At 63.3% G+C, this 16,692-nt stretch carries 17 protein-coding genes; 14 read left to right on the top strand and 3 right to left on the bottom strand.

Going from position 1 to position 16,692, the window contains the following annotated elements; genetic code table 11:
* The first annotated feature begins 53 nt into the window (after window positions 1-53).
* The 7 genes from HCR76_RS11460 to HCR76_RS11430 all read left to right on the top strand — a co-directional run bounded on the left by HCR76_RS11460 (window position 54) and on the right by HCR76_RS11430 (window position 6,238).
* The gene (locus HCR76_RS11460) at window positions 54-950 is read left to right on the top strand and encodes an HpcH/HpaI aldolase/citrate lyase family protein (protein ID WP_166991858.1); all 897 of its coding nucleotides are present in this window, start codon (window positions 54-56) and stop codon (window positions 948-950) included.
* A 48-nt stretch (window positions 951-998) separates the two neighbouring features.
* Window positions 999-1,472, top strand: a complete 474-nt coding sequence (bcp, locus tag HCR76_RS11455) for a thioredoxin-dependent thiol peroxidase (RefSeq protein ID WP_166991861.1) — start codon at window positions 999-1,001, stop codon at window positions 1,470-1,472.
* 103 nt (window positions 1,473-1,575) lie between these two features.
* The gene (gene uraD / locus HCR76_RS11450; protein WP_166991864.1) at window positions 1,576-2,070 is read left to right on the top strand and encodes a 2-oxo-4-hydroxy-4-carboxy-5-ureidoimidazoline decarboxylase; all 495 of its coding nucleotides are present in this window, start codon (window positions 1,576-1,578) and stop codon (window positions 2,068-2,070) included.
* Window positions 2,067-2,408: a hydroxyisourate hydrolase gene (gene uraH, locus HCR76_RS11445; protein WP_166991867.1), complete on the top strand. Its 342-nt coding sequence runs from the start codon at window positions 2,067-2,069 to the stop codon at window positions 2,406-2,408. Before uraD ends, uraH begins: the two co-directional genes overlap by 4 nt.
* A 1-nt stretch (window position 2,409) precedes the next feature.
* The gene (gene pucL, locus HCR76_RS11440; protein WP_166991870.1) at window positions 2,410-3,303 is read left to right on the top strand and encodes a factor-independent urate hydroxylase; all 894 of its coding nucleotides are present in this window, start codon (window positions 2,410-2,412) and stop codon (window positions 3,301-3,303) included.
* A gap of 89 nt (window positions 3,304-3,392) precedes the next feature.
* Complete coding sequence (locus HCR76_RS11435) at window positions 3,393-4,934, top strand: nucleobase:cation symporter-2 family protein (RefSeq protein ID WP_244971383.1); 1,542 nt, start codon at window positions 3,393-3,395, stop codon at window positions 4,932-4,934.
* Between the two features lie 242 nt (window positions 4,935-5,176).
* Entirely contained in the window at window positions 5,177-6,238 is a 1,062-nt protein-coding gene (locus tag HCR76_RS11430) for a hypothetical protein (protein WP_166991876.1), read from the top strand.
* A 25-nt stretch (window positions 6,239-6,263) separates the two neighbouring features.
* Here the strand turns inward: HCR76_RS11430 and HCR76_RS11425 are convergent, their stop codons facing one another.
* Together HCR76_RS11425 and HCR76_RS11420 are read right to left on the bottom strand one after the other, a co-directional pair.
* Window positions 6,264-7,007 (bottom strand): SDR family oxidoreductase, encoded by a 744-nt coding sequence (locus HCR76_RS11425; RefSeq protein WP_166991879.1) that lies wholly within the window; start codon window positions 7,005-7,007, stop codon window positions 6,264-6,266.
* Entirely contained in the window at window positions 7,004-7,768 is a 765-nt protein-coding gene (locus tag HCR76_RS11420) for an IclR family transcriptional regulator (RefSeq protein ID WP_166991882.1), read from the bottom strand. The genes HCR76_RS11425 and HCR76_RS11420 overlap by 4 nt, the downstream gene beginning before the upstream one ends.
* 209 nt (window positions 7,769-7,977) lie before the next feature.
* Between HCR76_RS11420 and HCR76_RS11415 the strand changes: the two genes are divergently transcribed.
* The 4 genes from HCR76_RS11415 to HCR76_RS11400 are packed head-to-tail and all read left to right on the top strand — an operon-like array spanning window position 7,978 to window position 13,106.
* Window positions 7,978-9,369 (top strand): NAD(P)-dependent malic enzyme, encoded by a 1,392-nt coding sequence (locus HCR76_RS11415; RefSeq protein WP_166991885.1) that lies wholly within the window; start codon window positions 7,978-7,980, stop codon window positions 9,367-9,369.
* 7 nt (window positions 9,370-9,376) lie between these two features.
* Window positions 9,377-10,975, top strand: coding sequence for a malate synthase A (gene aceB / locus HCR76_RS11410; RefSeq protein ID WP_166991888.1), 1,599 nt, complete (start codon window positions 9,377-9,379; stop codon window positions 10,973-10,975).
* Window positions 10,975-12,261 carry a DUF6986 family protein gene (locus HCR76_RS11405; protein WP_166991890.1) on the top strand — a complete coding sequence of 429 codons (1,287 nt, stop codon included), beginning with the start codon at window positions 10,975-10,977 and terminating at the stop codon, window positions 12,259-12,261. Before aceB ends, HCR76_RS11405 begins: the two co-directional genes overlap by 1 nt.
* Window positions 12,258-13,106, top strand: a complete 849-nt coding sequence (locus tag HCR76_RS11400; RefSeq protein ID WP_166991893.1) for a bifunctional allantoicase/(S)-ureidoglycine aminohydrolase — start codon at window positions 12,258-12,260, stop codon at window positions 13,104-13,106. Before HCR76_RS11405 ends, HCR76_RS11400 begins: the two co-directional genes overlap by 4 nt.
* A gap of 184 nt (window positions 13,107-13,290) precedes the next feature.
* On the opposite strand, the gene HCR76_RS11395 is transcribed toward HCR76_RS11400, so the two are convergent.
* Window positions 13,291-13,686: a hypothetical protein gene (locus tag HCR76_RS11395; protein WP_166991896.1), complete on the bottom strand. Its 396-nt coding sequence runs from the start codon at window positions 13,684-13,686 to the stop codon at window positions 13,291-13,293.
* 156 nt (window positions 13,687-13,842) lie between these two features.
* Between HCR76_RS11395 and HCR76_RS11390 the strand changes: the two genes are divergently transcribed.
* The 3 genes from HCR76_RS11390 to HCR76_RS11380 all read left to right on the top strand — a co-directional run bounded on the left by HCR76_RS11390 (window position 13,843) and on the right by HCR76_RS11380 (window position 16,675).
* Window positions 13,843-14,976 carry a M20 family metallopeptidase gene (locus HCR76_RS11390; RefSeq protein WP_244971382.1) on the top strand — a complete coding sequence of 378 codons (1,134 nt, stop codon included), beginning with the start codon at window positions 13,843-13,845 and terminating at the stop codon, window positions 14,974-14,976.
* A 283-nt stretch (window positions 14,977-15,259) separates the two neighbouring features.
* On the top strand, window positions 15,260-15,625 hold the full coding sequence (locus HCR76_RS11385; RefSeq protein WP_166991901.1) for a hypothetical protein: 366 nt from the start codon (window positions 15,260-15,262) through the stop codon (window positions 15,623-15,625).
* A gap of 258 nt (window positions 15,626-15,883) precedes the next feature.
* A complete protein-coding gene (locus HCR76_RS11380; protein WP_166991904.1) occupies window positions 15,884-16,675 on the top strand; it encodes a hydroxypyruvate isomerase family protein in 792 nt (263 codons plus the stop codon).
* Window positions 16,676-16,692: the final 17 nt, after the last annotated feature.

Below are 16,692 nucleotides of genomic sequence, written 5' to 3'. Positions count from 1 at the left end.
AGTAAGCAATATTTAGCTTTCACATCGTGAAAGTAGCAAGGTGGGTTTGACGAATGAGTTCACAGGTTGACGCGGCTATCGCTACGACGTCGGGCGCGGGAGCCGCTGCGGTGCGTCGAACGCGCACAGTGCCGGCGAAGCTTGCGCGGTCATGGCTGCTCGTGCCTGCGACGAAGCCCGAGGTCTTCAGCGACGCCGACCGCAGCGCGGCCGACGGAATCATTCTGGACATCGAAGATGCCGTCGACCCGTCGCGCAAACCGGACGCTCGCCGCGCCGTCGTCGACTGGCTGAGCTCGGGCGGAGAAGCCTGGGTGCGCGTGAACGACGCCACAACGGAGTTCTGGGCCGACGACCTCGCCGCGCTTCGCGATGCGCCAGGTCTGCAGGGCGTGATGCTCGCCAAAACCGAGTCGCCGCAGCAGGTGGAAGAGAGCTACCGCAAGCTCGGTGAGAACGTGCCAGTAATCGCTCTCGTCGAATCGGCCATCGGAATCGAGTCGGCCACAGACATCGCCCGGGCCGAAGGGGCATTCCGTCTGGCGTTTGGAAGCGGCGACTTTCGCCGTGACACCGGAATGTCGGCAGACAAGGAAGCGATGGCGTACCCGCGGGCAAGGCTCGTGGTCGCCAGCCGCTGTGGCAACCTGCCCGGGCCCATCGACGGCCCCACCGTCGGCTCGAGCCACCCCGTGCTGCGCGAGCAGTCGGGCACGACCGTCAGCATGGGAATGACGGGCAAGCTCTGCCTTGATGTCGAACAGGTGCCCGTGATCAACGAGGTCATCAGCCCCACGCCGACCGACGTCGGCTGGGCAAACGGGTTTCTCGCCGACTTCGAGGCGCGCGGCGGCGTGATTCGTGACGGCAGCGACTTGCCGCGACTCGGCCGCGCACGAAAGATTGCAGAACTCGCTGAGGCATTCAACGTTTCGGCCCCATCCGCGTAAACAGCTTTGCGTTCGCGCAGCATTCATGAAAGTACAGAGGAGATGTCAATGACGAAACAGCTCACGACCGGTGATACCGCGCCCGACTTCACGCTGCCCAATGCCGAGGGCGACGACGTGACGCTCAGCAGCTACCGTGGCAGCGACGTTGTTGTGTACTTCTACCCGAAGGCAGAAACGCCCGGATGCACCACAGAAGCGTGCGACTTTCGCGACAATCTCGCTTCGCTGCGCGGAGCAGGTTACGACGTGATCGGCATCTCTGCCGACCCCGTTGAGAGCATTGCCTCGTTCGCCAAGAACCACGACCTTGTCTTCCCGCTTCTCTCGGATGCCGGTGCCGCGATCGCCAAGGAGTACGGCGCCTGGGGCGAGAAGGTCATCAACGGCACGGCGATGGTCGGCATTCTGCGCACGACGATTGTGCTGGACAAGTCCGGCGTCGTCTCACGCGCGGAATACAACGTGAGTGCTGACGGGCACGTTGCGGCGCTGCGTCGCGAACTCGGCATCGACGCGTAGCGACACCCCGGCCGTGCCTTGACATGGTCGGGGCTTCCAGCTTGAATAAATCAAAATGAAATAGATATTTCGAAATACGGAAACACCAGCTAGAGGATCAACGATGCAACTCGAGCAGTTCAACCAGCTCCCCGACGAGGAGGCACTGGCCGCCGTGCGGCCCTGCCTCGACGTCGAGCGGTGGGGCGACGCGATCGTGACGTCCCGACCGTTTTCCAGCCGCCAGGAGCTTCTTGCGTTTGCCGCAGAGGCAGCATGGCCGTTCACCGAGTCAGAGCTCGAACGCGCGCTCTCGCATCATCCGAGGATCGGCGAGCGGGCCGCGGGCGAGGCGCACGAAGCATCCCTGTCTCGATCTGAACAAGCAGCACTCGACATCTCGCAGACGACGGCGGAGAGCCTCGCCGCTGGCAATCGAGCCTATGAAGAGAAGTTCGACCGTGTCTTTCTGATTCGTGCTGCCGGGCGCAGCTCCGAGGAGATTCTCGCTGCGCTAAACGCGCGACTCGGCCATACTGCCGAAGAGGAACAGGCGATCGTCGATCATCAGCTGCGAGAGATTGCAGCGCTTCGATTAGAAGGAGTAGTGAGCGCATGAGCGTCTCGCACGTGACCACCCATATTCTGGACACGATGGTCGGCGCGCCGGCCACCGGGGTCTCTGTTGTTCTTGAAGCCCAGAACGACGAGGCCTGGAGCCAGGTAGCCACGGGCTTCACCGATGCTGACGGGCGGGTGAAAGACCTTGGCCCCGAGCGACTCGACTCCGGTACCTACCGGCTTCGGTTCGACACGGGTGCCTACTTCGCCGGCATCTCCCAGGACACCTTCTTTCCGGAGGTCTCGTTGACGTTTTCCGTCAACAGCGAGCAGGCGCACTATCACGTGCCGCTTCTGCTCAGTCCGTTCGCCTATTCAACATATCGAGGGAGCTGAGATGAGCAACGCCATTCTCGGAAAGAATCAGTACGGCAAAGCAGAAGTCCACGTCGTGCGGGTCAAGCGTGACACCGAACGTCATGAGATCGCCGACCTCAACGTCACCAGTCAGTTGCGCGGCGACTTCGAAGAGGTGCACAGCACGGGCAACAACGCCCACTGCCTGCCCACCGACACCCAGAAGAACACGGTCTTCGCATTTGCGAAGAGCGGCATCGAATCACCCGAGCAGTTTCTGCTGGGTCTCGCCGACCACTTCATCACCGGATGGAGCTGGGTAGACGGCGGCCGCTGGGAGGCCGAGCAGTCGAAATGGGATCGCATTCTCGTCGACGGCGCCGAGCACGACCACTCGTTCGTGCGCAACGGCACAGAGACCCGCACGGCCGTTGTCGTGGGTGATGGCGAGAGCCGCACAGTGATCGGGGGACTGCACAGCCTCACCGTGCTGAAGTCGACCGGGAGCGAGTTTGTCGGCTACGAAAAGGATAAGTACACGACGCTGCCCGAGGCAACGGACAGGATTCTCGCCACGGACGTCGCCGCACGCTGGCGCTTCAACACCACCGACGTCGACTGGAACGCTACATACGAGAGCGTCAAGGCTCTGCTGCTCGAGGGTTTCGCCGAGAAGCACTCGACGGCGCTGCAGCAGACGCTCTTCCAGATGGGCGAGAAGGTCATTGACGCCCACCCCGAGATCGACGAGTTGAAGTTCTCGATGCCCAACAAGCACCACTTCGTCGTCGACCTCTCACCGTTCGGCCTCGACAACCCCAACGAGGTGTTCTACGCGGCCGACCGGCCGTACGGACTCATCGAGGCGACCGTGCTTCGCGACGGCGCACCGATGGTAGAGAAGGCCTGGGACGGCATCGCCGGCTTCTGCTGATCTGACGGCCCGAGGCGTTTCGCCTCGGGCCCCACTTTTTCACGACACACACGTTTCATCGTTCTTCCCACATGGACAAGGAGGTCCCGATGTCGAAGGCTGCCCAAAAACGACAATCCACCAACGACCCGTCACGCCCTGAAGATGAACGGATGCCGGTCGGCTCGGCGTTCGCCTACGGGCTCCAGCACGTGCTCACGATGTATGGCGGAATCATCGCCGTTCCGATCATCATCGGCGGCGCCGCAGGGCTGAGCTCGGGCGAGATCGCCGTGCTTCTGGCATCCTGTCTCTTTGTTGGTGGTTTTGCCACGCTGCTGCAGACCGTGGGCATTCCGTTCTTCGGTTCGCAGCTGCCTCTCGTGCAGGGGGTCTCGTTCGCCGCCGTCTCGACGATGCTGTCGATTCTCGATCAGGGATCGGGGCTCCCCAGCGTTTTCGGCGCCGTACTCGTCGCATCCATCATCGGGTTGGTGATCGCGCCGTTCTTCGCGCAGATCGTGCGGTTCTTTCCACCAATCGTCACGGGAATCATCATCACGACGATCGGTCTCACGCTCGTTCCCGTAGGCGCAGGGTGGATCGTCGGCAACAACCCGGATGCCCCGGACTTCGCCGACCCGAGCAACGTTGCGCTCGCCGGAATCACCTTGGCGATCATCATGCTGCTCAGCAAAGTGGGCAATGCCACGATCTCGCGCCTGTCGATTCTGATCGCCCTTGTGCTCGGCACAGGTGTGGGCGCACTCATGGGCAAGGTCGACTTCTCGGGAGTGCTCGACGGACCGTTCATCGCATTCCCCAACCCGTTCCACTTTGGGCTTCCCGTCTTCGAGCCTGCCGCGATTCTCTCGATGGTGATCGTCGTGCTCGTGATCATGACCGAGACGACGGCCGACCTGATCGCCGTGGCCGAGATCAGCGGATCGAAAATGACCTCCAAGCGCATCGCGGCCGGGCTGCGCGCCGACATGCTCTCGAGCGCGGTATCGCCCATCTTCAACTCGTTCACGCAGAGTGCCTTTGCGCAGAACGTGGGTCTTGTCGCCGTCACGAAGATCACGAGCCGGTGGGCCGTGGCCGCGGGTGGCATCGTTATGGTCGTGCTCGGTCTGCTTCCGGTGCTGGGGCGCGTGGTCGCTGCCATTCCGATGCCGGTGCTTGGCGGTGCGGGAATCGTGCTGTTCGGCACGGTCACCGCCAGCGGCATCCGCACGCTGTCGAAGGTGAACTACAAAGACAACATGAACCTGATCATCGTTGCGACGGCGATTACCTTCGGCGTGGTGCCCGTCGTGAACCACGACATCTACAGCAACTTCCCCTCGTGGTTTCAGGTGATCTTCGACTCGGGCATCAGCTCGGCCGCCATCATGGCCGTGCTTCTGAACCTCATGTTCAATGTGTTCACGAAGGGCAACTCTGAGAATCCCTCTGTGTTCGGGGCCGCGCCGACACGGCAGATTCCGGTGCAGGTCATCGAATGTCTGCAGGAAGGCGACCGCTGCGTCGACGGCAAGATTGTGGATGCTGATGACAACGAAGTAGTGCTCGTAGACCCGGAAGGCACCGAGGTCGAGATGCCCGGGGCCGACGCTGCGAATTCCTCAGAACCGCCAGCGAAACCGTAGCGCCCTTATCGGGATAAGCCAGTTGGCGCACCCCCTACTTGAGGGGGTGCGCCGATTCGCGCTTTGAATGAGGTGAATGATTTTTATCTGTTAGCTTAGAGAAACTTGAGAGTACTGGGGCTCGCAGCTCGTGCTTCCTTGCATCTCGACACTGGCGTGCGATTAAAGGGGGAGACCACTGGTATGAGCGAATCGAATCTGAGCAGACGACGCGTTGTCACGGCGGGGGCTGGTCTGTTCCAGTGATCGCTTTGGCTGCTGCAACGCCAGCGGCGGCCGCGTCAACGACGCAGCCACAAGTGAACCTGTGGACCCAGGCACGCAATCCCAACGAGAGCATCAGCTTCACTTCCAGTGGGGGCGTCCCGGTCTATCAGGGGGCGCGGACACTGACGTACACCATTACGTACGGCAACTATGGGCCGGAGACGATGCCCGCCGGCGCATTGGTGAGCTTCTCACTCCCGCTGGATGCGGTCTGGGGCAGCATCGGAATCAGCTCGGTATCGAACAGCTACTCTCTTGCTTTTATTGGCAGGACGGCCACTGACGTGTCGACTGACCCGGACGAGCCGAACTTGAAGCGCGCCGTCTGGAGCTACACGGTGAACGAGGCGATTCCAGCTGGCATGTCGTTTGACGTTGTCTTCACTGTGCCGCTCAATGACACGGTGTCTGAATCGACGGACTATTGGAAGGTGCGTACGCGATCCACCATCAACATTGGTGCCGCTGACGTCGTAGAAGCTGTTCCCGAAAACGACCTGGACTATTCAGACACCTACGTGCATTACAACCACCGGATGAACGTCGATCTCGCTTCGACTGCGCGTCGTCCCGTCGAAGCCAGGGACGGCGTATACCAGGGTGATCCCTACTATTCCGGGCCGGGCAGGCTCACATTCATTGCCTCTTACGCGAATAACGGCACCGAAACGCTGCCTGCAGGCTCGGAGATCACCTTCCAACTGCCCTTCGACGGCATTTGGACGAACTTCAATATTGACGCGAATCCCAGCGGAAGGAACATCACCTATCTGAAGGAGGAACAGATCAGCCTGGGTGGCACAGCGAAGGGGCGCCTCTGGACGTACACAGTCAACGAGCGCGTAGCGCCCGGCGCGTCGTTCAACGTGACATTCGGTGCATTCCTCTCTGAGAAGCACACGACGGCGAGCAACGACCTCAAGGCACGCATAAAGACGACGTTCAAGGTGGGCTCGGCGATGGCAACTGACCTGACGAATGACAGCGGCTCCGAATCGGGCCTCACCTACTTCAACAACGCCACAGCGGAGGCGTGACGCGCGACGGCGTTCTCGCCTGAGCTCAGCCACGGCCGAGGTAGGGCATGCCGGATGCCGTAATCGTGAGGGAGTTCACCGTGGCATTCGGCGGGAGTTCTGCCATGAGGAGCACGGCTCTGGCGGCATCCTGAACCGAAAAGCTCGGCTCGACGAGCCGCGAGCCGTTCGCCTGAAGGGCACCCTCAGAGAGCCCGATTGACTGCGTAAGATGCGTTGCGGCATTGCCAATATCGATCTGCCCGCACGTGATGCCGAAAGCACGCCCGTCGAGGTCGATCGACTTCGTGAGCCCAGTGACGGCGTGCTTGGTCGCCGTGTATGCGGGGGAGAGCGGCCGCGGAGTCTGCGCTGAGATGGATCCGTTGTTGATGATGCGACCGCCCTGCGGGGACTGCGCCTTCATGGCGCGCACGGCCGCCGCACTGCACAGCATCACAGCCGTGAGATTGACAGCGAGTGCGCGGTTCCACTCGTCGATGTCGAGCTCGTCGACAGCGGCAGCTGCGGGAAAGACGCCGGCATTGTTGAACAGCACGTCGACCCGCCCCCACGTGGCGGATGTGCGATCGAAGACCACGTCGACCTGCGCCGGGTCGGAGACGTCTGCGGGGATGATCAGTGCGTCGGGGGTGCCAGCTGCCGTCTCGAAAAGTGGCTGTTCGCGTCGGCCGACGAGCGCGACACGGAACCCAGCAGCGAGGAGCGACTGAGCGCTCGCTCTGCCAATGCCGGATCCCGCGCCGGTGACGACCGCGACGCGGGTCACGCGAGTGTGAGGTCGTCGGAGATCGTCTGCGCGGCTTCCGTGAGCAGCGGGATCGCCCGGGCGGCGAACTCGTCGTCGACGCGACTGTTGGGCCCCGACACCGAGATGGCCGTCGGCGTCGGAGCATCCGGAACCGCCATGGCATAGCAGCGCACACCAAGCTCCTGCTCGCCGTCGTCGATGGAGTACCCGCGCTCGCGGATGAGCGCGAGCTCTGCGAGAAGCTCATCAACGGTGCCGATGCTCTTCTCTGTCGGCGTCGGCATGCCGGCACGCTCGACGATGCCTCGGACACGTTCTTCGGGCAGGTGCGCGAGCATGGCCTTGCCCACGCCGGTATCGTGCGTGTGGGCGCGACGGCCAACCTCAGTGAACATGCGCATGGAGTGTTTTGACTGCACCTGCGCGATGTAGACGACCATGTCGCCGTCGAGAACTGCCATGTTTGCGCTTTCGCCGAGATCGGCGACGAGCGACGTGAGTTGCGGCCGTGCGAGGGCTCCGAGCTGCTTGTTCGCGCCTTCTCCGAGGCGGATGAGGCGGGGGCCGAGCGCGTACCGACGGTTGGGCAGCTGACGCGCGTAGCCGAGCGACACCAGGGTGCGAAGCAGTCGGTGAATCGTGGGCAAGGGGAGGTCTGTCGACGACGACAGCTCACTCAGGGTGACTTCGCCTCCGGCATCCGTAATGAGTTCGAGCAGCTCGAACACGCGCTCAACAGACTGCACGCCTCCGGATGGTTTCGCTTGCTTGACCGGCATCGGTCACCTCTTTCGTGAATGTTTCATTCCATCATGCGAGAAATGGTGGAATGACGCAATGGCTGGGCCGGAGTGTTGCGGTCTGCGACAGCATCCGGGCACCGTTCTGGTTGCGTGGACTTGTGATTCCATCTGGCAAATATTATTATCCATAATACGAAAAGATTTGAGAAGGCCCGAAAGGGCGGACCTCACTGAGGAGGAAATCCATGGCGAACCCCGGTCCCGGAAATTCGATCACCCTGCGTCTTGAGGCGCCCGCGAACTTCACTGCCACCAGCGAACTCGCGTCAGCGGCCGCGCGGGCCGGGGCCGTGGTGACCGCTCTCGACGTGGTGGAATCACACCACACGGGCATGGTCGTCGACCTGACATGCAACACTTCAGGAACCGATCACGCCGACGATGTAAAGATGTCGCTTGATGCTCTGGACGGCGTGCACGTTCGCAAGGTGAGTGACCGCACATTCCTGATGCACCTCGGTGGCAAGCTCGAAGTGGTGCCGCGCGAGCCGATTCGCAACCGCGACGACCTGTCGCGTGCGTACACCCCGGGGGTCGCCCGCGTCTGCATGGCCATCGCGGAAAACCCCGAGGATGCTCGTGCCCTCACCGTGAAGCGCAACACGATCGCCGTGGTCACCGACGGATCCGCGGTGCTGGGACTCGGCAACATCGGGCCCTCCGCCGCGCTGCCCGTGATGGAGGGAAAGGCGGCATTGTTCAAGCAGTTCGCCGGCGTCGACGCGTGGCCCGTGTGCCTCGACACACAAGACACCGACGAGATCATTCAGATCGTGAAGGCGATCGCACCCGTGTACGGCGGAGTGAACCTCGAAGACATCGCCGCACCACGATGCTTCGAGATCGAAGCGCGACTGCGCGACGAGCTCAACATTCCCGTGTTCCACGACGACCAACACGGCACGGCGATTGTGACCCTCGCCGCGCTGACCAACGCGCTGCGCGTTGTCGGCAAGCGAATTGAAGACGTGCGCATAGTGATCTCGGGCGTGGGAGCCGCAGGCAACGCGATCGTGCAACTGCTGCAGGCTCAGGGAGCGCGCAACATCATCGCGTGCGGAAGCAGGGGCGCCATTCACTCGGGCGAGACGTACGCCGATCCTCACCGCCAACAGCTCGCCGACTCCACCAACCCCGACGACTTCTCTGGAACGCTCGCCGAGGCTGTTGCCGGAAGTGACGTGTTCATTGGCGTCAGCGCACCCGACATTCTCACTGGCGACGACATCGCCGCGATGGCCGACGATGCGATCGTGTTCGCCATGGCCAACCCGGTGCCCGAAATCGACCCGGTTGTCGCCTCGCGCACCGCGGCCGTCGTGGCGACGGGACGCAGCGACTTTGCCAACCAGATCAACAACGTTCTCGCGTTCCCCGGGGTGTTCCGGGGCCTTCTCGACGCGGGCGTGTCGGACATCACGCCGCCTATGCTGGTCGCAGCAGCCCAGGCGATAGCCGACCGCGTCGAACCCGAAGAACTCAACGCGAGCTACATCATTCCGAGCGTCTTCGACCCGCTTGTCGCGGTAGAAGTCGCCGAGGCCATCGTCACAGCAGCAGAATCACACAAGGAGTAGATCGACAGTGTCACTGACAGCGAAGAACAAGGCAACGGCGCCCCGCGGCGACGAGATTCTCACCGATGAAGCCCTCGCGTTCGTCGAAAAGCTTCACACGGAGTTCGCCGCGCGTCGTGACGAACTCGTCGGCGCTCGGCGCACCCGCCGCGACGAGGTGGCGCACACGGGAACGCTCGACTTTCTGCCCGAGACCGCTGATGTGCGGGCAGGGGACTGGAGGGTTGCCGAGGCACCCGAGGCGCTGCGCGACCGCCGCGTGGAGATCACCGGGCCGGCCTCGCCCTCCAAGATGGCGATCAATGCGCTGAACTCCGGCGCGAAGGTGTGGCTCGCCGACCTGGAAGACGCCAGCACACCGCACTGGTTGAACGTCGTCGACTCACAGGTGAACTTGAAGGATGCCGCACGCGGCGTGCTTGCGTACACCTCGCCCGAGGGCAAGCAGTACACGCTGCGTGACGACGCACCTCTCGCCGTCGTCGTTGTGCGCCCGCGCGGCTGGCACATGGACGACGACAACTTCGACGTCGAGGGCTCAGACGCGGTCGGCGCGCTGGTCGATTTCGGGTTGCATTTCTTTCACAATGCCGCGCACCTGGCAGCATCCGGCCAAGGCCCCTTCTACTACCTGCCCAAAATGGAGAGCCACCTCGAGGCGCGTCTGTGGAACGATGTCTTCACGTTTGCGGAACAGGAGCTCGGCATCGCGTACGGCACCGTGCGCGCAACCGTGCTGATCGAGACGATTCCCGCCGCATTCGAGATGGACGAGATTCTCTACGAGCTGCGCGACCACGCGTCGGGCCTCAACGCGGGACGCTGGGACTACCTGTTCAGCATCATCAAGTACTTCCGTGACGCTGGCTCGGACTACGTGATTCCCGACCGCGCAAGCGTGGCGATGACGGCGCCGTTCATGCGTGCATACACCGAACTGCTCGTGCAGACCTGCCACAAGCGCGGCGCCTTCGCCATGGGCGGCATGGCAGCGTTCATTCCGAACCGCCGCGACCCCGAGGTGACAGAGGCGGCGATCGCCAAGGTGCGCGACGACAAATCCCGCGAGGCAAACGACGGCTTCGACGGATCGTGGGTGGCGCACCCGGACCTCGTTCCGATCTGCCGCGAGGAGTTTGACGCCGTGCTGGGCGACAAGCCAAACCAGCTCGAGCGGCAGCGCCCCGACGTGAATGTTACCGCCGCCGACCTGCTTGACGTCGCATCCACGCCAGGCGACGTGACCGAGGAAGGGCTGCGCCTCAACCTCTACGTTGCCATCGCGTACACCGCCGTGTGGCTGTCAGGAAACGGCGCCGTCGCCATTCACAACCTCATGGAAGACGCGGCAACCGCCGAGATCTCACGCTCGCAGGTGTGGCAGCAGCTGCACAACAAGGTGCGCTACGCCGACACCGGCAACGAGGCGACACCCGAGCTCGTCACGCGACTGCTCGCCGAAGAGAGCGACAAACTCAAGTGCGAGGTCGACGCCGAGGCGTTCAACCACTACTACGAGCCCGCCGTCGAGCTGATTCGCGACATCTGCCTGTCGAGCGACTACGAGGACTTTCTCACGACGCCCGCCTACAAGCTGGTGCGCTGATGACAGCATCCGCTGCCCACACGTCGCTCACGGCAGACGATCTTGCCCGCGTTGACGCACACCTCGCGCCCACCGATCGACTGCTCGAAACCGCCTACCCGGGCGATGATGGCAGCAGGCAGCCGATTCACACCGTGTATGTGCCCGGGCACACGTACGACCCGTCGCTCGCTGCGCGGTGGGGAGCGGATGCCGCGGCCGCTGTCGCCGAGGCGGGCGGCACCGCTGCACTCTGTGCCCAACTCGGGCTCGGCGACGGGCTGATCGAGCAGATCGCACCGCTCGTCGACGCCAAGCTCGCCAGCGAGCCGATCGAAGATCTGCGCATCGATTTCGAGGACGGTTTCGGTGACAGGGGCGATGCCGCGGAAGACGCAGCAGCTGTCGCCGCAGCCGAGAACGTGGCGACCGCACTCAGCACAGGGCGGGCGACGCCGTTTGTCGGCATCCGCTTCAAATGTTTCGAAGCGGCGACGCGGCACCGTGGGCTCGCCACTCTTGACCGTTTCGTAACGACGCTCGCGCAGGCCGGCCCTTTGCCCGATGGGCTCATTCTCACGCTGCCCAAGGTGACGACCGTCGACCAGGTCACCGCCATGGTCGAGGTGTGCGAGAAGCTCGAGGGAGTGCTGGGGCTCGACGCCGGGCGCCTGCGTTTCGAAGTGCAGATGGAGACGCCACAGCTGATTCTCGCCGCCGACGGCACCGTGCCCATCGCGCAACTGCTGCATCGTGCACAGGGGCGCATCACGTCGCTGCACTACGGCACATACGACTACAGTGCTGCGCTGCAGATCGCGGCGGAGTACCAGTCGATGGAGCATCCTGCCGCCGACTACGCGAAGCAGGTGATGCAGGTGGCCGTAGCCGAGACCGGCGTTCGACTGTCGGATGGCTCGACAAACATCATTCCCGTGGGCGAGCCCGCCGATGTGCTCTCGGCCTGGCGGCTGCACGCGCGCCTTGTGCGCCGTTCGCTCGAACGCGGCTTCTACCAGGGGTGGGATCTGCACGCCGCCCAGCTGCCCACGCGGTTTATCGCGACCTACGCCTTCTACCGCCAGGGGTTCGCCGCTGCGGCATCCCGCCTCAATAACTACGTGCGTCACGCCGATTCCGGCATCATGGACGAGCCGGCCACCGCACGTGCCCTCGCGCGCTTTGTCGCTCGCGGGCTGCAGTGTGGCGCGGTGACGTCGACCGAGATTCAGGATGCTGTCGGCATCACCACCCGCGAGCTGACACAGCTGGCGCACCCCAAACTCAGTCTTGAGGAGAACGCATGAGTGACCGAACGTACTACGCTCCCGCGGGTGGACTGCCGCCCCAGACCGATCTGCTCACTGACCGCGCCATCGTCACAGAGGCGTACCAGGTCACTCCGCGCGGCGTGCTGCGCGACATTGTCACGAGCAACCTGCCCGACTGGAACACGACGCGCGCCTGGGTGCTCGCCAAGCCGATCGCCGGGTTCTCGACGACCTTCGCCCAGCTCATCGTCGAAGTGGGCGCTGGTGGCGGAAGCGACAAGCCCGAGCCCGAGGCCGGCGTCGAATCTGTGGTGTTTGTGCTGCGCGGCTCGCTCGTGGCGACCATTGACGGCACCGAGCATGTGCTGGATGCCGGCGGCTACGCGTATCTTCCCGCGGGCTGCTCGTGGACGCTGCACAACCGCTCGAGCGACGTGGCTTCGTTTCAATGGGTGCGCAAGGAGTATGAGCCGCTCGACGGCGTGGCCGTACCGGAGGCGTTTGTCACGAGCGACGACGCTGTCGAGCCCACGCCCATGCCCGACACCGACGGCGCGTGGGCGACGACGCGCTTCGTCGACCCGACGGACATGGCCCACGACATGCACGTGAACATTGTGACGTTTGAGCCGGGCGGGTCGATTCCGTTCGCCGAGACGCACATCATGGAGCACGGCCTCTATGTTCTCGAGGGCAAGGCCGTCTACCGCTTGAACGGCGACTGGGTCGAGGTGCAGGAGGGCGACTTTATGTGGCTGCGGGCATTCTGCCCCCAGGCGTGCTACGCGGGTGGTCCGTCGAAGTTCCGGTATCTGCTGTACAAAGACGTCAACCGCCAGGTGTCGCTGACGGGCAGCATCCTGGGTCGTTCTCGTCCCTAATCGTCCCTCATCGCGCTACTCGGGCAAACGCTCCCGCCTGATTTTCTCTCTTCCACAGGCAAACGCTCCCGCCTCTCATAATCGCGGACCAACTTTTGCTATGCCGTCCTCTGACTCCATAGCAAAAGTTGATCCGCAATTTTGATTGCGCAACGTCGAGGCGTGCCTCACAGTGCGCGGCGCATCAAGCGGGCAGCTCGGGCAGTTCGGGAAGCTTAGGCAGCTCGGGCCGCGTCGGGGCGTGCAGCGGCCGTTGCTTTTGCGCGTCAATCGCCTCTTTCACCGTCGACGCGGTGAGTCGCGGGTACGCAAACACATGCTTACTGGTCAATTGCACGGTGTACCACCCCAAGCGCGTGAGCTCGGTCAACGCCGTGACATCGCGAGCGAACTGCTCGGCTTCACGGTGGTAGGCGCTTTGGTACTCAATGGCGATGCGCCACTCCGGGTAAGCAAGGTCGACGCATTTCACCCAATGGCCGATCTCGTCGACGACGTTGTAATTCAGCCACCAATCGTCTCCGAGTGTGTGGAGGTTCTCAGCGAACAGCTCGCTGAACCACGGCGTCATGACAGACATGTGCTGCTTCGAGGCCTGATTGCGGTAGAAGGTCGCTTTGTCGTTCTTCGCCTGCAAGAACGCGTCGACTGACCTCGTCGCACGACACTCCCGACCGCAATGAGCAGAAGCTGGGTACGGTGGGGGAAACCACTCACGACGACGGGGAGGCACACGGTGAGCGAGTCACTCAAGGATCGGATCGCGGCACGCATCGCCGAGGCGGACGACGACCTCGTCGGGTTGTCGAACTGGCTGCACGAGAACCCCGAGACTGCGTGGGCGGAGCATCGCTCGTCAGCATCCGTCGCAGAGGTTCTCGCCCAGCACGGTTTCGCCATCGAGCATCCCTACCTCGGGCTCGAGACCGCCTTCCGCGCCACGCTCGGTGACGGCCCATTCGCCGTTGGGTTTCTCGCCGAATACGACGCGCTGCCCGGCCTCGGTCATGCGTGCGGGCACAACCTCATTTCTGCGATGTCGGTCGGCGGCGCACTCGGGCTCGCCCAGGTTGCTGAGGATGCAGGAATCACCGTCGAGGTGATCGGCACACCCGCCGAAGAAGGCGGAGGCGGCAAGGTCGAACTCATCGAGCGCGGCGCATTCACCGAGCTGGACTTCGCGCTCATGGCGCATCCGGCCCCCGAGGATTTCGCCGACGCCCAGCCGCTCGCCGTCACACACTGGCACATTGCGTATAGCGGTCGTGCCGCCCACGCCGGGGCATACCCGGAGCGAGGCATCAACGCGAACGACGCATTCGTGATCGCGCAGACAGCAATCGGGATGCTGCGACAGCAACTGCCCGCGGGAGTTCGCGTGCATGGGGTGCAGACGCGCGGGGGAGAGGCGCCGAATGCCATTCCCGCAGAGACTGAGGGGCGCTGGTACGTGCGTGCCGAGACGACGGCGCTTCTGATCGAGACAGAAGAGCGTGTGCTCCGCTGCTTCGAAGCCGGTGCGCTGGCGACCGGCGCAGAGCTCACCATCACGCCCGAGAGCGGACGATATTCGGAGATGCGAGCCGATGCTGAAGCACTGGCCTTCTACACGCAGAATGCACAGGCGCTCGGCCGCGTCTTCGATGTTGCCCCGGAGGACGCGAGCATGAACCGCGCGTCCACAGACATGGGCAACGTGTCGCAGATCGTGAACGCGATTCACCCTTTCATCGGCGTGGGCGGAGAGTTCAGCAATCACCAGCCAGGATTCGCTGACGCCTGCGTGGGGCCCCTGGCAGAGCAGACGCTGCGCGACGGTGCCACAGCACTCGCCTGGACAGCCCTCGATGTTGCGCGTCACCGTGCCTGATCGGAGTATGACGACAACGATATCGGGGTGAAACAGCTACAGATATGGAGCAAATACCACATTTTTATCGAGGGTGCACGCACTTACCTGAAAAATGGTCGAGAAGCGTTCCCGATTTCTGCATAGTGCACTAACATTCTAAAAACACCGTGAACGTGTGGATCGCCTGAGTGGGCTCACTCCCGAATGATCGTCTCGTAGCTGCTGCACCTCCCTACCCCCGAGAGCCTGCTCACGTGTGGCGTTCTCGCGAGACGACGCCAAGACACATGAGGCCCCCTTCATGAAGCACAACCATTCCCTCCTTGACGAGCCATTGGATGCTCGACAGGCCATGCTCACCCTCGGTCCCGCATGGGATCTCAGCGAGACGATAGGACGGTACCGCATTACCCAACGCGGAACCGTCGCCGTTTCAGTGACGGTCGTGGCTCGTCGCGTCGACCCCGCGCTGCGACGCTTTCCTCCCGAAGTACGCGTGCAGGCAGGCGGAGCTGAGCTCTCCTGCGTTATCGATCCGCGTTGGTACGGCTCCGCGAGCAGCCTGATTGCCGTTCTCGAAGCCGAGCTGCCGGGAATCGCGCAGTACTCGGCGTCTGTGCAAGTGGACGACGCAACGGAGGTGCTGCCGCTCACACGCTCCGCATAACGACGCGATCCGGCAGCCCCTGCGGCTCCGCGGATGCGTCTGGGCAATGCGACATCCCTCATCAACTGTGCCACTGCGCGCGGCTCTGGTTTTCAGAAGCCGCGCACAGTGGCACACGGGTGTACCGGCAGTGCGGCGGCGCGCAGCCGCATCCGACCTGGTTGACGTGATCCTCAGTTCCGCTTAGACTTTCATTCAGTAGAAAGTAATTTCCAAGATACGAAATAAGTATCGGAAGCATATTGGATGGGAATCGCCATGACGTACACGGTCAATGCCTCGATCCTTCTCACGGATCTGCCGATCAACGACCGCCCGGCCGCAGCGAAGGCTGCCGGCTTCGACGCCGTCGAGTTCTGGTGGCCGTTCCAGAGCGCCGTTCCAGCTCAGTCCGACATCGACGCGTTCGTGAATGCCGTCAGCGACGCAGGCGTTCAGCTGACCGGCCTCAACTTCTTCGCAGGCAACATGCCCGGCGGCGACCGAGGCCTCGTCTCGTGGCCCGAGCGCTCGGAAGAGTTTCGCGACAACATCCAGATCGTCGCTGAAATCGGCGATCGACTCGGATGCCGCGGCTTCAACGCCCTCTATGGCAACCGCGTCGAGGGCGTCGACCCGGCCGCGCAAGACGAGCTCGCGTTCGAGAACCTCGCCCTCGCTGCAGACGCCATCGCCGCGATCGACGGCACGGTGTTGCTCGAGCCCGTGAGCGGAACCGACGCCTACCCGCTCAAGACAGCGCAGGACGCACTCGACGTGATCGATGCGGCTGGCAAGCCGAACATCAAGCTGCTCGCCGACTTCTATCACCTCGCGGTGAACGGCGACGACGTCGATGCGGTGATCGCCGCCCACGCCGCCGACTTCGGGCACATTCAAATCGCGGATGCTCCGGGGCGCGGTGAGCCCGGCTCCGGAGATCTGCCGCTTGCCCGGTGGATCGACGACGCACGCGCCGGAGGATACGAGGGGCCCATCGGCCTCGAGTACAAGACCGCGGCACAGAACCCCTTCGCCTGGCTCAGTGACGCGACAGCGACTCGCGCCTGAGCTGGCAGCACATATCT

Source organism: Paramicrobacterium chengjingii (assembly GCF_011751765.2).
GTDB classification, from domain to species: Bacteria; Actinomycetota; Actinomycetes; order Actinomycetales; family Microbacteriaceae; genus Paramicrobacterium; species Paramicrobacterium chengjingii.
The sequence above is the reverse complement of the archived record's forward strand: the minus strand, read 5'-3'. Positions and strand labels throughout refer to the sequence as shown.

Excerpts from the sequence above, each read along its gene's own strand:
- uraD (WP_166991864.1), top strand. The coding sequence starts at position 1,576 with ATGCAACTCGAGCAGTTCAACCAGCTCCCCGACGAGGAGGCACTGGCC.
- pucL (WP_166991870.1), top strand. The coding sequence starts at position 2,410 with ATGAGCAACGCCATTCTCGGAAAGAATCAGTACGGCAAAGCAGAAGTC.
- uraH (WP_166991867.1), top strand. The coding sequence starts at position 2,067 with ATGAGCGTCTCGCACGTGACCACCCATATTCTGGACACGATGGTCGGC.
- HCR76_RS11415 (WP_166991885.1), top strand. The coding sequence starts at position 7,978 with ATGGCGAACCCCGGTCCCGGAAATTCGATCACCCTGCGTCTTGAGGCG.
- HCR76_RS11405 (WP_166991890.1), top strand. The coding sequence starts at position 10,975 with ATGACAGCATCCGCTGCCCACACGTCGCTCACGGCAGACGATCTTGCC.
- HCR76_RS11420 (WP_166991882.1), bottom strand. The coding sequence starts at position 7,768 with ATGCCGGTCAAGCAAGCGAAACCATCCGGAGGCGTGCAGTCTGTTGAG.
- HCR76_RS11385 (WP_166991901.1), top strand. The coding sequence starts at position 15,260 with ATGAAGCACAACCATTCCCTCCTTGACGAGCCATTGGATGCTCGACAG.
- HCR76_RS11460 (WP_166991858.1), top strand. The coding sequence starts at position 54 with ATGAGTTCACAGGTTGACGCGGCTATCGCTACGACGTCGGGCGCGGGA.
- HCR76_RS11400 (WP_166991893.1), top strand. The coding sequence starts at position 12,258 with ATGAGTGACCGAACGTACTACGCTCCCGCGGGTGGACTGCCGCCCCAG.
- bcp (WP_166991861.1), top strand. The coding sequence starts at position 999 with ATGACGAAACAGCTCACGACCGGTGATACCGCGCCCGACTTCACGCTG.
- HCR76_RS11435 (WP_244971383.1), top strand. The coding sequence starts at position 3,393 with ATGTCGAAGGCTGCCCAAAAACGACAATCCACCAACGACCCGTCACGC.
- HCR76_RS11395 (WP_166991896.1), bottom strand. The coding sequence starts at position 13,686 with ATGTCTGTCATGACGCCGTGGTTCAGCGAGCTGTTCGCTGAGAACCTC.
- HCR76_RS11380 (WP_166991904.1), top strand. The coding sequence starts at position 15,884 with ATGACGTACACGGTCAATGCCTCGATCCTTCTCACGGATCTGCCGATC.